The sequence below is a fragment of the Rathayibacter festucae DSM 15932 genome, assembly GCF_004011135.1.
Classification (GTDB): domain Bacteria; phylum Actinomycetota; class Actinomycetes; order Actinomycetales; family Microbacteriaceae; genus Rathayibacter; species Rathayibacter festucae.
The window spans coordinates 4317757-4332550 of sequence record NZ_CP028137.1; the positions used below are offsets into that span (position 1 = coordinate 4317757).

Here is a 14794-nt window from a genome sequence, read left to right on the forward strand (position 1 = left end):
CTGAGGCGGTCCCGGTCTCAGGCGCCGAGCGCCTCCAGCACCGCCATCGCCGCGTTGTGGCCGCCGATCCCCGAGACGCCGCCGCCCCGGCGCGCGCCCGCGCCGCAGAGCAGCACCCGCGGGTGCTCGGTGGCGACACCCCAGCGCTGGGCCGGGGTGTCCAGCGGCTCGTCGTCCTCCGCGAACGGCCAGGAGAGCGGTCCGTGGAAGATGTGGCCGCCGGGCAGGCCGAGGCTCTCCTCCAGGTCGCGGGTCGTGCGCGTCTCGATGCAGGGGTTCCCGTCGGCGTCCAGGAGCACCAGGTCGCGGATCGGCTCGGCGAGCACGGAGTCGATCGAGTCGAGGACCGCGGTCTCGAGCTGCTCGCGCGTCGGGGCGTTCTCGCCGGTCAGCAGCCGGTCGGGGACGTGCAGGGCGAAGACGGTGAGCGTCTGCGCGCCGCTCGCGGCGAGCTCCGGCGAGAGGATCGTCGGGTCGGTCAGCGAGTGGCAGTAGATCTCGCAGGGGATCGGCGAGGGGACGCGGCCCTGCTCGGCGTCGCGGTGGGCCTCGTCGAGCTGGCGGTAGCCCTCGTTGACGTGGAAGGTGCCGCCGAAGGCCGCCTCCGGGGCGACGCTCTCGTCGCGCAGGCGCGGCAGGCGGCGCAGCACCAGGTTGACCTTCACCTGCGCGCCCTCGGGGCGCGGGACTCCCGGGCTCAGGGCCTCGCCGTCGCCCAGCAGCCTGTCGAGGACGAACGGGGCGACGTTGGAGAGCACGAAGCGCGTCCGCACCCGGCGGCTGCGCGGTCCGCGGCGGTAGACGACCTCGCCGGCCGGATCCACGCTCGTCACCTCGGCGCCGGTGAGGATCCGCGCGCCGGCGTTCCGGGCCGCCCGCTCCAGCGCTCCCGAGACGCTGCCCATGCCGCCGACCGGGACGTCCCAGTCGCCGGTGCCGCCGCCGATCACGTGGTAGAGCAGGCAGCGGTTCTGCGCGAGGTCGGCGTCGCCGGCACCGGCGAAGGTGCCGATCAGCGCGTCGGTGAGCAGGACGCCGCGCGCCGCGTCGCCGGCGATGTTCCGCTCGATCACCTCGCCGATCGGGCGCTCGATCATCGCCCGCCAGATCGCGTCCTCGCCGACGAGCCGCCGCGCCTCCTCCCGGCGCAGCAGCGGCTGAGTGAGCGTCGGCCAGAGGGCGCGCGCCAGCCGCGAGGTGTGCCGGGAGAAGTCGGCGAACGTCTCGGCGTCCTCCGGGGTGCCCATCCGCGCGAAGGAGTCCGCGGTGGCCAGGGCGTCGCCGGTGTCGACGAGCAGTCCGCGCGTCGGATCGGCGGGGTCGGGCGTGTAGGAGGAGTAGCGCCGCCGCAGCAGCGGCACGTCGACCCGCAGATCGGCGAGGACCGACGGCGGCAGCAGGCTGACGAGGTAGGAGTAGCGGCTGAGCCGCGCCTCGACGCCGCGGAAGGGGTACTCCGAGACGGTCGCGCCGCCCGCGCGCGCCCCGCGCTCGAGGACGAGGACGTCGAGTCCGGCCTGGGCGAGGTAGGCCGCCGCGACCAGGCCGTTGTGACCGGCGCCGACGATCACGACGTCGACCGAGGGATCGACCGCGGCGGGGGTGTCGGAGCGCAGCGGGCCGGGCGCGGTGCCGCTGCGCTCGGAGAGGTCTCGGGTGCGGTGCCTGTCGCGTCGGGCCATGATTCCCAGTCTGGCGTCAGCCCTCGTCGCTGCGCAGCGCCTCGGTGACGAACTCGCGCAGGGAGAAGAGGATCTCCTCACTGGAGCGGCCGCTCGCCTCGACGAGGCGACCGGTCAGCCAGGTGAGGCAGATCACCGCGGCGCCGGCGACGTCGGAGGAGGTGGGAACGACGACGCCGTCCTCGTCCAGCACGCCGTTCTCGATCGGGCTCAGCGCGCGCTCGAGGACGGCGCGGTTGACGGTGCCGGTCGCCTCGCCGTCGTAGGACGCGGAGCTGTCGATCAGGGCCTGCGCCGCGATCATCGCGGCGCGGGGGATGGGCAGCGGATCCATCGGGGTCTCCGATCGGGAGCGGGAGTGTCGGGTGCGCCCCATGGTGCTCCTCCGCCGGGCCCGCGTCCATCGCCCCTGCACGGGTGTCGTCCACAGCGGCAGTTCTCCGTCGAGTGTCCACAGACGGGGCGACACGACCGGCCGTCGCGCCGCCTCGGGCATAGCCTCGGGGGATGGAGAAGTCGACGCCCTCAGCCGTGCCCGGGAACGACCCGGAGCAGGACGAGACGATCGACCCGCAGGACGAGACGAGCGCTGAGCCGGACGAGACGGGCGAGCCGGGCGAGCCGGCCGGGCACGACGAGAAGATCGACCGCCACGCCCTGAGCGACACCGGCCAGTACCAGACCGGCATGGCGCTGCGGCTGCCCCGGCAGAAGCCCGAGTTCGACGTCGAGGCGCCGATCCTGTCCCGCGTCGAGGCGCTGGTGCGCCGCTGGCTGGTGCGCAGCCGGGCGTTCCCGGTCGACCCCGCGGCGCAGCGCCTCGCCGGCGTCCTGCAGGATCCGAACGGCCTCGACTTCACGGTCGGCTTCGTCGACGGGGTCGCCCGCCCGGAGGACCCGGTGGTCGCGGCCGAGAACCTCGCCGCGCTGACCGCGAAGACCCCCGCGTTCCTCCCCTCCTACCTGCGCGCCGCGGTCGCGACCGGCGGCGCCGTCGGCCCGGTGCTGCCGTGGGTCGTCGTCCCGGCGGCCCGTCAGGTGCTGCGCAGGATGGTCGGCCACCTCGTCGTCGACGCCTCCGACGCCCGGCTCGGCTCGGCGATCCGCCGGCTGCGCGAGGGCGGCGACCGCCTCAACCTGAACCTGCTCGGCGAGGCCGTGCTGGGCGAGCGCGAGGCCGACCGGCGCCTCGAGGGCACCCGGCGGCTGCTCGAGCGCGACGACGTCGACTACGTGAGCATCAAGGTCTCCAGCATCGCCAGCCAGCTCTCGATGTGGGCGTTCGACGAGGCCGTCGACCGCGTCGTGCAGCGGCTGACCCCGCTCTACCAGTTCGCCGCGGCGAGCCCGGAGCCGAAGTTCATCAACCTCGACATGGAGGAGTACAAGGACCTCGACCTCACCGTCGCGGTGTTCCGCCGTCTCCTCGAGCAGCCGGGCATGCAGCAGCTCGAGGCCGGCATCGTCCTGCAGGCGTACCTCCCCGACGCCCTCGGCGTGCTGGTGTCGCTGACGGAGTGGGCGACCGAGCGCCGGCGGCTCGGCGGCGCGCCGATCAAGGTCCGCGTCGTCAAGGGCGCGAACCTCGCGATGGAGCGGGTGGATGCGGCGATCCACGACTGGCCCCTCGCGACGGTGGGCAGCAAGGCCGAGGCCGACACGAACTACAAGCGGCTCCTCGACTACGCGCTGCGGCCCGAGCGGACGGACGCGGTCCGGATCGGCGTGGCCGGTCACAACCTCTTCGACATCGCCTGGGCCTGGATCACCGCGAACGAGCGCGGCGTCGCCGACGCGGTCGACATCGAGATGCTGCTCGGCATGGCGACCGGTCAGGCGCGCGCCGTCCGCGAGGACGTCGGCCGGCTCCTGCTCTACACGCCGGTCGTGCACCCGCGCGAGTTCGACGTCGCGATCTCGTACCTGATCCGCCGCCTGGAGGAGAACTCCAGCCCGGAGAACTTCCTCTCGGCCGTCTTCGAGCTCGAGGACGAGAGCGTGCTGCAGCGCGAGCTCGGCCGCTTCCGCGCCTCGCTCGAGGCGCCCGACGACACGGTGCCGACCCCGAACCGCACCCAGGACCGGCTGCGCGAGTGGTCGTCCGGCTCCGGTGTCCGGCTCGTGCGCGAGCACGCCGGCGCCGGCGCCCGTGTGCAGGACCCGGCCGCCGAGGGCCTCACCGAGGCGGTGCTGGGGCTGCGCCGCGGCTCCGGGGCGACCGCGGCGACCAGCGCCTTCCGCAACGAGCCCGACACCGACCCGGCACTGCCGGGCAACCGCCGCTGGGCCCGGCTGATCACCGACCGCATCGCGCGATCGACCATCGGCACCCTCGCGGCCGACCGCGCCCGGATCACCGACGCGGCGGAGCTGCAGGAGCTGCTGCGCCGGGTCGCGCTCCGGGCGGAGCGCTGGGGCGAGCGCCTCGGCTACGACCGCGCCGCGATCCTCGACCGCGCGGGGCTCGCCCTCGCGGCCAACCGCGACCGGCTGATCGAGGTGATGGCCTCCGAGACCGGCAAGACGGTCGCCGAGGCCGACCCCGAGGTATCCGAGGCGATCGACTTCGCCCACTACTACGCCACCCGCGCCCGCGAGCTGGACGCCGTCGGCGGCGCCACCTTCGTGCCCGAGCGGGTCACCGTGGTCGCGCCGCCGTGGAACTTCCCGGTCGCGATCCCGGCCGGCTCGATCCTCGCGGCGCTCGCCGCGGGCTCCGGCGTCGTCGTCAAGCCGGCCCCGCAGGCCCGGCGCTCGGCCGCGGTGCTCGTGGAGGCGCTCTGGGACGCCGGGATCCCGCAGGACCTCGTCGCGCTCGTCGACCTCGACGAGGAGACGCTCGGCCGCGCCCTGATCACCGACCCGCTGGTCGACCGGGTGCTGCTCACCGGCTCCTACGAGACGGCGAAGCTCTTCCGCTCCTGGCGACCCGACCTGCCGCTGCTCGCCGAGACCAGCGGCAAGAACGCGATCGTCGTCACCCCGCACGCGGACTACGACCTCGCCGTCGCCGACATCGTGCGGAGCGCCTTCGGGCACGCCGGGCAGAAGTGCTCGGCCGCCTCGCTCGTGATCCTCGTCGGCTCGGTCGCCCGCTCGAAGCGGTTCCGAGCGCAGCTGGTCGACGCCGTGACGTCCCTCCGCGTCGGCTGGCCGAGCGACCCGGCCGCCGCGATGGGCCCGCTGATCGAGAAGCCGACCGGCAAGCTCGCGCACGCGCTGACCACCCTCGGCGCCGGGGAGTCCTGGCTCGTCGAGCCGCAGCGCCTCGACGACACCGGCCGCCTGTGGTCGCCGGGCGTCCGCGAGGGCGTCACCGAGGACAGCTACGCCCACCTCACCGAGTTCTTCGGCCCGGTGCTCGGCATCATGCACGCGGCGACCCTCGAGGACGCGATCCGCCTGCAGAACGCGACCGACTACGGCCTCACCGCCGGGCTGCACTCGCTGCACTCGGACGAGCTCGCGCTCTGGCTCGACTCGGTCGAGGCCGGCAACCTCTACGTCAACCGCGGCATCACCGGGGCGATCGTCCGCCGCCAGCCGTTCGGCGGCTGGAAGCGCTCCTCGGTCGGCGGCGGCGCGAAGGCCGGCGGCCCGAACCACCTGATCGGGCTCGGCTCGTGGAAGCCCTCGCCGGCCCGCCCGTCGACGACCCTGCACCTCCGGGGCCTGGACGACCGCGCCCGGCAGTTCATCGAGGCCGCGCAGTCCTCGCTCCAGTTCGAGCAGTTCGACCTGCTGCGCCGCTCCGCGCTCTCGGACCAGCTCGCCTGGGCGACCGAGTTCGGCGTCGTCACCGACATCTCGAAGGTCGGCGTGGAGCGCAACCTGTTCCGCTACCTCCGGGTGCCGGTCGCCGTGCGGCTGGCCGACGGCGGCGACCTCGGCGAGCTCCTCCGCGTCATCGCCGCCGCGCTGCTCGTGCGGGCACGCCTGGACGTGTCGACGTCGATCCCGCTGCCGCCCAAGGTCGCCGGGATGCTCGCCGGCGACGAGCTGCTCGAGATGGCGGGCCTGGCCCCGAAGGTGGTCGTCGAGTCGGACGCGCAGTGGCTCGCCCGTGCCGCGGCCGGCCGGATCACCGCCTCGCGGATCCGGATCGTCGGCGACATCGTCTCGGACCGGGTCGACGAGTTCGGCGGACCCCAGGGCGGCACCGCGCCGTCACTCGGCCCGGACTCCTCGATCGAGGCGCTGCAGAGCGTCCGCGACTCCACCCGCTCCTTCACCGACGTGGTGAGCGGCATGACTCGCGGCAGCACCGGCAAGCCCGTCCCGCTCGTGCGCGCGGACGGCTCGCGGGTGCCGCTGTCGACGGCGCTCGCCGAGGCGCTCGGCGGCTCGCCCGACGTCGCGATCTACGCCGACCCCGTCACTCCGGCCGGCCGCGTGGAGCTGCTGCCCTTCCTCCGGGAGCAGTCGATCTCGATCACCAACCACCGCTTCGGAGCGGCGATCGATCTGTCCGACGACGTCGTCTGAGCTTGATTCCGAGCCGCCCCCTGTGCGGCTCGGCGCGGTCGGCTCGCGAGGTGGGGGCGTTCCGCAGAGCGGGGTGCGTTCGGCTTCGTGGATTCGCTGGCACGCGAATCCGCGGATCGCCTCGTGGGTGGTCGCCGATCTCGGAGGCGGGACGTCGCACAGTCCTTCTCGCTTGCTTACTTGTCGCGGCAACAAAGCGGTAGGGTGGGGGGATGGATGACGGGGGAGCGGCGGGTGCGGCGGGTACGCGCTGGCTCACGGAGGAGCAGCTGGCGGCGTGGCTGCGGTTCGTCGCGGTGGTCGAGCTGCTGCCCGGCGCGCTCGACACCCAGCTGCAGCGCGACGCGGGGCTGACGCACTTCGAGTACATGACCCTCGCGATGCTCTCGGAGGCGCCCGACCGGGCCCTGCGGATGACGACGCTCGCGGCCCGCACGAACGCCACCCTCCCGCGGCTCTCGCACGTCGTCACCCGGCTCGTCGCCCGCGGCTACCTGGAGCGCCGGCCGTGCCCGACCGACGGGCGCGCGACCAACGCCGTGCTCACCGACGCCGGGCTGCAGAAGATCGTCGACACCGCCCCGGGTCACGTCGCGACGGTGCTCGCCGACGTCATCGACCCGCTCGACGCCGAGCAGATCCCGCAGCTCGCCGACATCATGACCCGGATGCTGACGCGCCTCGATCCGGAGGGCCGGATGACCGTCGACGCCGTGCGCTCGGCCCTCGGCGATCCCGGCCGGCAGGACGGCGAGGACCCGGCCGACCGCGACTGCTGAGCCCCCGGCCAGCGAGCGCGTCTGGCGGGCGGAACGGCCGCATGCCATCCTCGTCCCGTGCACTACACGACGACGCTCTTCCAGACGGGCACCAACACCGGCATCGAGGTGCCACCCGAGGTGCTCGACGCCCTCGGCGGCGGCAAGCGGCCCGCGGTGAGCGTCGTCGTCAACGGCTACGCCTTCCAGGGCACGGTCGGCGCGATGGGCGGCCGTGCACTGATCTCCTTCTCGTCGGAGAAGCGCGCCGCGACCGGTCTGGCCGGCGGGGACGCGATCGAGGTCGACCTCGAGCTCGACTCCGCCCCGCGCACGGTCGCCGTGCCGGAGGACCTCGCCGCCGCGCTGAGCGCGTCCGGGGCCACCGCCGCCTTCGACGCCCTCTCGCCCAGCGCGCGGAAGGCCCACGTCACCGCCGTCGAGGGCGCCAAGGCCGCCGAGACTCGGGCCCGCCGCGTCGCCGCGGTCGTCGCGAAGCTCGGCGCCTGACGCGCACCATTGCTGGTCGAGTAGCCCCGGAGGGGCGTATCGAGACCCGCCGTCCTCAGCGGGGCGGGTCTGCAGACTCGAGTTCTGACGCCGGCGGATCTCGATACGCCCGCTGCGCGGGCTACTCGATCAGCATGAGGCGGAGGGGTGGGGCGTCCGCCCCCGGAGTAGTCACAGCGGCTGACGCGCGGTGCGTCGCGTGGTCGGTAGGCTGCCGATCGGCGCGCCACGGGGGAGCGCCGCAGGGCGCACGGGCGCCGGAGTCGGGGGACAGACATGGGTGCGGTTCGACGATGGGTGTTCCCGATCCTCTGGCTGGTGGTCATCGGGGCCGTCGCGGTCGCGCTGGTCAAGATCGCGTTCTTCCCGGACGGGTCCGCCGAGGCCGACCCGACCGTGCCCACCGGTGAGCTGACCGAGCCGACCGTCGTCGTCGGCCGCGGCACCGTCACCAACGACCTCACGCTCCAGGGCACGGTCGCCGCCGACCCGGCCGTGCCGGTGAAGGCGACCGCCGTCGGCACCGTCGACGACGTCTACATCACCCAGGGCGCCACCGTCGCCTCGGGTGACCTGATCTACGACATCCGCGTCGAGACCGTGCGCGATCCCGTCGAGACCACCGGCGCCGACGGCCTGGTCACCGTCACCCAGCCGCCGCCCTCCGTCCGCTTCGAGCGCGTCTACGCGCCGGCCGCCGGCGTGCTCAGCGCCCTCGGCGTCATCCACGACCAGGCCGTCGCGGTCGGCGAGGTCACCGGCCAGGTCGCCCCGCCGACCTACGCCGTCACCGGCTCGATCGACGCCGAGCAGCTCTACCGGATCCAGAACCGGCCGACCGAGGCGCAGATCGCCGTCACCGGCGGCCCGGCCGCCTTCACCTGCACCGGGCTCACCATCACCACCCCGCTCGCCGGCGAGGGCGAGACGCCCGCGGGAGAGACCGGCGGCACCGGCGCGACCGGCGGCTCCGGCACCAGCTTCCGCTGCCAGGTCCCCGGCGAGGTGACCGTGTTCCCCGGGCTCGCCGCCACCGTCACCCTCGCGGGCGGCCTCGCGGAGAACGTGCTCGTCGTGCCGACCACCGCCGTCGAGGGCACCGCCGAGTCGGGCGTCGTCTACCGCCTCGCCGAGGACGGCTCGACCGAGGAGGTCCCGGTCACCCTCGGCCTCACCGACGGGATCAGCATCGAGGTCACCGGCGGCGTGGACGAGGGTGCCGAGATCCTGCAGTTCGTGCCGGGCGCCGCCGCCGGCGAGGGCGAGCAGCTCGAGGGGAACTGCGTGCAGAACGCCGACGGCTCGGTGTACTGCTCGTGACGGACGGGCTCGTGACCGACGGCAAGCGCACGATCCTGCGGCTCGAGGGGATCCGCAAGGTCGTCCCCCTGCCCGACGCACCCCCGCTGACGATCCTCGACGGCGTCGACCTGGAGGTCGGCGAGGGCGACCACGTCTCGGTCGTCGGCCGCAGCGGCTCCGGCAAGTCGACGCTCCTGAACATCCTCGGCCTGATCGACGAGCCGACGGAGGGGCGGATGCTGCTCGAGGGGAAGCCCACCGAGTCGCTCTCCTCGCGGGCCCGCGCGCGGATCCGCGGCGGCAGCATCGGCTTCATCTTCCAGCAGTTCAATCTGCTCGAGGGCCGCACCGCCCGCGAGAACGTGATGACGCCGCTGCTCTACGCCACCGGCACCGAGTTCTGGCGGCGGGCGTCGCTGGCCGCCGAGATGCTGGAGCGGGTCGGGCTGGGGCACCGGGTCGACTCGATGCCCGGCCGGATGTCCGGCGGCGAGCAGCAGCGGATCGCCATCGCGCGGGCGCTGGTCCGCCGTCCGCGGCTGATCCTCGCCGACGAGCCGACCGGCGCGCTCGACACCGACACCGGCGAGAGCGTGATGAGCCTGCTCGACGAGATCGCCCAGGAGTCCGGCTCGGCCCTGGTCACCATCACCCACGACCCGGCGATCGCGGCGCGCGCCGAGCGGCACTACCGGCTCGACCACGGCAGGCTCAGCGCCTCGACGTCCGCGACCGCCGCCCCCGCAACGAGCTCGGGGCGGCACTGATGGGCGGCCTCACCGGCGTCGTCGGCGCGATCGTCGAGGCGTGGACCGAGCTGCGGATCCACCGCGGCCGCGTGCTGCTCTCGCTGATCGGCGTGGCGGTGGCCGTCGCGGCGCTCACCGGCGTCGTCGCCGCGGGCGGGATCGCCCGGCAGGCGAACATCGAGGTCTCGGAGCGCAGCGGCGGCCGGCCCGCGAGCCTGTACATCAGCGCCTACACGACCGGCCCCGAGGGCGTCGTCGACCCGGTCGTGATGCAGAACGCCTGGGAGAAGGTGCTCGAGCGCTACCGCATCGACTACGCGAGCCGCACGACCTACGGCGGCACCCGCGTCCAGTTCACCGACGGCGCGGTCGACGTCGGGATCACCGCGGTCGACCAGCCCTACGCGGAGATGCACCGGGTGGAGCTGACGAGCGGCAGCTGGTTCGTCGAGGGCGACGAGCGGCGGCTCGCTCCCGCGCTGGTGATCAACGAGGTCTTCTGGGACCGCCTCGGGCGCCCGGACCTGCGGACCCACCCGACCGCGACCCTCCTCGGCGGGGAGCACGACACGACCGCGGTCGTGATCGGGGTGACGCCCTCGAACCAGTACGACACCTCTCCGAGCGCGATGATGCTCGTCGACGCCTACTCGGCCGTCGCGCCCGAGGCGGATCCCGCGTTCGGCGGGCCGCAGTTGCCGAACTACGAGATGTGGGTGCCGCTCGAGATCGCGGATCCGCTGATCGAGGCCGTCAAGCGCGACGTCACCGCGGCGCTCGGCCCGGGCTTCGAGGCGGACGTCTACCGGCAGGACTACCTCAGCTACGACTCCGACCCGTTCGCGGTGCTCACCTGGGTGATCGGCGGTGTCGCCGGCCTCGTGCTGGCGCTCGGCGCGCTCGGGCTGCTCAACATCGCGCTCGTCACCGTGCGGCAGCGGATCCGCGAGATCGGCATCCGGCGCAGCTTCGGCGCCTCCTCGGGGCGGATCTTCTTCTCGATCATGATGGAGAGCGTCGTCGCGACGGTCGTCGCCGGCGTGGTCGGCGTGACGATCGCAGTGATCCTGGTGACGAATCCGTGGACGGTCGCGCTCGTCAAGGAGAACGGGATCAGCGACATCCCGCCGTTCCCGGTCGAGGCGGCGCTGCTGGGGCTCGGGGCGGCGACGCTCGTGGGCGCGCTGGCCGGGCTCGTGCCCGCGATCGTGGCGGTCCGGGTGAAGGTGATCGACGCGATCCGGTACTGAGCACCGGAAGCGCGTGCCGGCTCAGGGCAGGGTGAGCACCAGCTCGTCGCCGTCGCGCTCGACGCCCGCGTCGGCGTAGTGCGGGATCCGCGGGAGCCCGCGGGTGGTCTCGGACTCGTGCGCGCCGACGACCACGACGCGCATGCCGGCGGCGAGACCCGCGAGGATCCCGGCCTCGGCGTCCTCGAAGACGACCGCGTCGGCCGGGTCGACCCCGAGGAGGCCGGCGGCGGCGAGGTAGCCGTCGGGGGCGGGCTTGCCGTGCACGACGTCGTCGGCGGTGACGACGGCCGCGGGGGAGGGCACGCCGGCGGCGGCGAGGCGACCGGCGGCCAGCGCGGGGCTCGCCGAGGTGACCAGCGCGACGCGGTCGCGGGGGAGCGCGGCGAGGAAGGCGACGGCGCCGGGGATCTCGACCGTGCCCTCGGTGTGCTCGAGCTCGTAGGCGTTCAGCTCGTCGACGATCCCGGCGACGTCGCTGCCCGCGGGGGCGAAGCGGCGGACGCTGTCCTCCGCGCGGACCCCGTGCACGGCGCCCAGGACGACGGCGGGGTCGAGGGCGAAGCGCTCGGCGAAGGAGCGCCAGATCGTCTCCACGATCGCGGTGGAGTCGACGAGGGTGCCGTCCATGTCGAAGAGCAGGGCGCGGGCGCGGAGGAGGTGCGGCATCCGTCCATCCTGGCGGAGGCGGGCGCACGGCGTCCGCTCAGGCGCGGCAGAGGTCGTGGCAAGGCCGCGCCCAGGTGCGACCGGGGATCGCGGCGATACGCTCGTCTCCGATGGCGGGCAGAGCGCCCGAAGGGGAGCGGAGGACGCGATGACGGACGACCAGGGCGGCAACGAGCACGGCGACGACCGGAACGGCGAGCAGGAGCGGGGCGCGGCCTCGGCCTCCGGACCGCGCGCCGGCTGGTACCCGGATCCCGCGGGCTCGCCGCGTCAGCGCTGGTGGGACGGCCAGGGCTGGACCGACTCGCTGCGCGACGCCCCCGCCGCGGCTCCCGCCGCCCCGACCCCTCCCGCCGCCCCGGCTTCTCCTGCTGCGCAGAGCGCACCGCAGCCGCCGATCGTGCCGCCCGTCTCCGGGCCCGCCTACGGCGAGACCTCGAGCGGCCAGGCCACGAGCTACGGCCAGTCGGCGTCCGGTCAGTCGGCTCCGGAGCGCGAGATCCCGCAGCAGCCGCGGTACGGCGAGCAGACGCCGCAGCAGCCGTACGCTCAGCAGCCCCAGTACAGCCAGCAGCCCCAGTACGGCCAGCAGCCTCAGTACGGCCAGCAGCCGCCGCAGGAGTACAGCCAGCAGTACCCGCAGCAGTACGGCCAGCAGCCCGGCCAGCAGCCGGCCTACGCCGGCCGCCCCGCGCCGCAGCCGCGCGACCCGAGCATCGTCACCAGCACCCCGTGGATCTGGGTCGTCGTGCTCCTGCCGCTGCTGTCGGCGCTGTCGATCTTCCTGCTCTCACCGGGCGCCATCGCCGACTCGGCGGTCTCGTCGACCTACGGTCCGCGCGCCTCGATGGGGATGTCGACCGCCTACCTCGTCGGGCTCGGGGCCGTCCAGGTCGTCGGCTTCCTGATCTACGCGGCCGAGGTCGTCTTTGCGTTCCTCGACTACCGGCAGCTGAAGAAGGCCGGTGTGCAGCGCCCGTTCCACTGGGCCTGGGCCTTCCTCGCCGCTCCGTACGTCTACGTGATCGGGCGCAGCGTCGTCGTGAAGCGCGTGACCGGCGGGGGCCTGCTCCCGCTGTGGATCTTCCTCGGCGTGGTGGCGGTCTCCTTCATCATCGCGATCGGCTGGACCGCGGCGCTGTTCTCGGAGATGATGCAGACGTTCCCGAGCTCGGGACTCTGATCCTTCGCGGGACTCTCGCCCGCTGAGATCCGCGAGACCGGGGGAGGCCCACTGTGATCAACGGCGACGTGTCGTTCTGGTGGGCCTCCCTCGGTCGTTCCACGCCCCGGGCCGCCCTGCCCGGTCCGCTCGACGTCGACGTCTGCATCGTCGGCGCCGGCTACACCGGTCTGTGGACGGCGTACTCGCTCGCGAAGGCCGACCCGTCGCTGCGGATCGCGATCCTCGAGCAGCGCTTCGCCGGCTTCGGCGCCTCCGGTCGCAACGGCGGCTGGCTGACCAACGAGATCACGGGCGGCGTCGCCTCCTACTCCCGGACACACGGGAGCGAGGCGGTCGACCGCTTCCAGCTCGCGATGAACGAGACGGTCGACGAGGTGATCGCGGCCGCGGCCGCCGAGGGGATCGACGCGGACATCGTCAAGGGCGGCGAGTTCCAGGTGGCGCGCGGCGAGGCGCAGCGGGCCCGGCTCCTGGCCACCGCGGCGGCGGCCCGCGCCCGCGCCCACACCGATGTCGAGCTGCTCGACGCGCGGGAGACGACCGCGCGGATCGCGGTCAGCGGTGCGTCGGCCGGCCTCTGGCACCCGCACTGCGCGCGGCTGCACCCCGCGAAGCTCGCGGTCGGGCTCGCCCGCACGGTCGAGGCGCTCGGCGTGCGGATCTTCGAGGACACCCGGGTGGAGGAGATCCGGCCCGGCGCGGCCGTCACACCCCGCGGGGTCGTCTGCGCGCCGATCGTGCTGCGCGCGACCGAGGGCTTCACCGCCGGGCTGTCCGGCCACCACCGCGAGTGGCTGCCGATGAACTCGTCGCTGATCGCGACCGAGCCGCTCGCGCCCGAGGTCTGGGACGAGATCGGCTGGGCCGGCCGCGAGACCCTCGGCGACGCGGCGCACGCCTACATGTACGCGCAGCGGACGGCCGACGACCGCATCGCGATCGGCGGGCGCGGCGTGCCGTACCGCTTCGGCTCCCGGATCGACCGCGACGGGGCGACCGATCCGCGCACGGTCGGCCGGCTGCGCGAGATCCTCGAGCGGTTCTTCCCGGTGCTGCGCGGCGTCGGCATCGAGCACGTCTGGTCGGGCGTGCTCGGCGTGCCCCGCGACTGGCACGCGACCGTCGGACTCGACCGCGCCACGGGCCTCGGCTGGGCGGGCGGCTTCGTCGGAACCGGCGTCACGGCGACGAACCTCGCCGGGCGCACGCTGCGCGACCTCGTGCTCGGCGAGAGCACGCCGCTCACCGAGCTGCCGTGGGTGGGCCACCGGGTGCGGCCGTGGGAGCCGGAGCCGCTGCGCTGGCTGGCGGTCACGTCGCTCTACCGCGCCTACGGCCTGGCCGACGCGGCGGAGGCGCGGGGCCGGGCGACGACGTCACCGCTCGCGACGATCGCCGACGTGGTCGCGGGCCGCTCGCACTGAGGCGGGAGCGCTCTTGCTAGGCCTCGCCGCGCTGGATCAGGCGGGAGAGCACGATCGCGGAGCGGGTGTGGTCGACGTTCGGCGCGATGCGCACCTTCTCGAGGGCGAGCTCGAGGCTCGGGATGTCGCGCGAGCGGATGTGCACGATCGCGTCGGCCGAGCCGGTGACCGTGCCGGCATCGACGACCTCGGGGACGGCCGAGAGGATGCGGCGCAGCTCGTCGGGGGCGACCGTGCCGCGGCAGAACAGCTCGACGTAGGCCTCGGTGGCCATGCCGTCGACGGCGGGGTCGACCTTGATGGTGAAGCCGCGGATGACGCCGTCGGCCACCAGCCGGTCGACGCGGCGCTTCACGGCGGACGCGGACAGCCCGACGACACCGCCGATGTCGCCGTAGCCCGCGCGGGCGTTCTGGCGCAGCAGATCGAGGATCTTCCGATCGATGTTGTCCATGCGTCGAGCCTAGGGGCGGGGTCGGAGCCTGGCCGGGCACCCGCGGGATCACGGCGGGTCCGTGCCTGATCACGTGGGTCTCGATACGCGCTGCGCGCTACTCGACCAGCATGAGAGGCGGGCCTCGGGAGCGGTTAGGCACTTCATGCCGATCGAGTAGCCCGCGGAGCGGGCGTATCGAGATCCACCCGCGTCGGCAGAACGAGTCTGCAGACCCGCCCTGCTGATGGCGGCGGGTCTCGATACGCCCCTGCGGGGCTGCTCGACCAGCATGACTGTGCCCCTGGGGGCCTGCTCGACCAGCGTGACTCGGCGCGGGGCAGGG

Annotated in this window: 12 protein-coding genes; 8 read left to right on the top strand and 4 right to left on the bottom strand. The window is 74.0% G+C overall.

Annotation, left to right across the window (positions count from 1 at the left end; all coding sequences use genetic code 11):
* Nucleotides 1-17 precede the first annotated feature (17 nt).
* Nucleotides 18-1682, bottom strand: a complete 1665-nt coding sequence (locus C1I64_RS19730) for a phytoene desaturase family protein (protein WP_208645173.1) — start codon at nt 1680-1682, stop codon at nt 18-20.
* A gap of 16 nt (nt 1683-1698) precedes the next feature.
* Nucleotides 1699-2016: a hypothetical protein gene (locus tag C1I64_RS19735; protein ID WP_123444887.1), complete on the bottom strand. Its 318-nt coding sequence runs from the start codon at nt 2014-2016 to the stop codon at nt 1699-1701.
* Nucleotides 2017-2369: 353 nt separating this feature from the next.
* Between C1I64_RS19735 and C1I64_RS19740 the strand changes: the two genes are divergently transcribed.
* From C1I64_RS19740 to C1I64_RS19765, 6 genes are all read left to right on the top strand, one after another.
* Nucleotides 2370-6167, top strand: a complete 3798-nt coding sequence (locus C1I64_RS19740) for a proline dehydrogenase family protein (protein WP_127888656.1) — start codon at nt 2370-2372, stop codon at nt 6165-6167.
* A gap of 212 nt (nt 6168-6379) precedes the next feature.
* On the top strand, nt 6380-6946 hold the full coding sequence (locus C1I64_RS19745; protein ID WP_127888390.1) for a MarR family winged helix-turn-helix transcriptional regulator: 567 nt from the start codon (nt 6380-6382) through the stop codon (nt 6944-6946).
* Nucleotides 6947-7003: 57 nt separating this feature from the next.
* On the top strand, nt 7004-7435 hold the full coding sequence (locus tag C1I64_RS19750; protein ID WP_127888391.1) for a YdeI/OmpD-associated family protein: 432 nt from the start codon (nt 7004-7006) through the stop codon (nt 7433-7435).
* 297 nt (nt 7436-7732) lie between these two features.
* The gene (locus C1I64_RS19755) at nt 7733-8755 is read left to right on the top strand and encodes an efflux RND transporter periplasmic adaptor subunit (protein ID WP_127888392.1); all 1023 of its coding nucleotides are present in this window, start codon (nt 7733-7735) and stop codon (nt 8753-8755) included.
* An 11-nt stretch (nt 8756-8766) separates the two neighbouring features.
* A complete protein-coding gene (locus tag C1I64_RS19760) occupies nt 8767-9504 on the top strand; it encodes an ABC transporter ATP-binding protein (protein ID WP_123735562.1) in 738 nt (245 codons plus the stop codon).
* Nucleotides 9504-10736, top strand: coding sequence for an ABC transporter permease (locus tag C1I64_RS19765; RefSeq protein WP_123444891.1), 1233 nt, complete (start codon nt 9504-9506; stop codon nt 10734-10736). The genes C1I64_RS19760 and C1I64_RS19765 overlap by 1 nt, the downstream gene beginning before the upstream one ends.
* A gap of 21 nt (nt 10737-10757) precedes the next feature.
* On the opposite strand, the gene C1I64_RS19770 is transcribed toward C1I64_RS19765, so the two are convergent.
* On the bottom strand, nt 10758-11405 hold the full coding sequence (locus tag C1I64_RS19770) for an HAD-IA family hydrolase (protein WP_123444892.1): 648 nt from the start codon (nt 11403-11405) through the stop codon (nt 10758-10760).
* 148 nt (nt 11406-11553) lie between these two features.
* Between C1I64_RS19770 and C1I64_RS19775 the strand changes: the two genes are divergently transcribed.
* Nucleotides 11554-12588 carry a DUF2510 domain-containing protein gene (locus C1I64_RS19775; RefSeq protein WP_164874606.1) on the top strand — a complete coding sequence of 345 codons (1035 nt, stop codon included), beginning with the start codon at nt 11554-11556 and terminating at the stop codon, nt 12586-12588.
* 53 nt (nt 12589-12641) lie between these two features.
* Nucleotides 12642-14015, top strand: a complete 1374-nt coding sequence (locus C1I64_RS19780) for an NAD(P)/FAD-dependent oxidoreductase (RefSeq protein WP_127888394.1) — start codon at nt 12642-12644, stop codon at nt 14013-14015.
* A 16-nt stretch (nt 14016-14031) separates the two neighbouring features.
* On the opposite strand, the gene C1I64_RS19785 is transcribed toward C1I64_RS19780, so the two are convergent.
* Nucleotides 14032-14469 carry an Lrp/AsnC family transcriptional regulator gene (locus tag C1I64_RS19785; protein ID WP_055786568.1) on the bottom strand — a complete coding sequence of 146 codons (438 nt, stop codon included), beginning with the start codon at nt 14467-14469 and terminating at the stop codon, nt 14032-14034.
* Nucleotides 14470-14794 lie beyond the last annotated feature (325 nt).

Coding starts and splice junctions, on each gene's coding strand:
- C1I64_RS19735 (WP_123444887.1), bottom strand. CDS start 2,016: ATGGATCCGCTGCCCATCCCCCGCGCCGCGATGATCGCGGCGCAGGCC.
- C1I64_RS19775 (WP_164874606.1), top strand. CDS start 11,554: ATGACGGACGACCAGGGCGGCAACGAGCACGGCGACGACCGGAACGGC.
- C1I64_RS19785 (WP_055786568.1), bottom strand. CDS start 14,469: ATGGACAACATCGATCGGAAGATCCTCGATCTGCTGCGCCAGAACGCC.
- C1I64_RS19770 (WP_123444892.1), bottom strand. CDS start 11,405: ATGCCGCACCTCCTCCGCGCCCGCGCCCTGCTCTTCGACATGGACGGC.
- C1I64_RS19745 (WP_127888390.1), top strand. CDS start 6,380: ATGGATGACGGGGGAGCGGCGGGTGCGGCGGGTACGCGCTGGCTCACG.
- C1I64_RS19765 (WP_123444891.1), top strand. CDS start 9,504: ATGGGCGGCCTCACCGGCGTCGTCGGCGCGATCGTCGAGGCGTGGACC.
- C1I64_RS19730 (WP_208645173.1), bottom strand. CDS start 1,682: ATGGCCCGACGCGACAGGCACCGCACCCGAGACCTCTCCGAGCGCAGC.
- C1I64_RS19740 (WP_127888656.1), top strand. CDS start 2,370: ATGGCGCTGCGGCTGCCCCGGCAGAAGCCCGAGTTCGACGTCGAGGCG.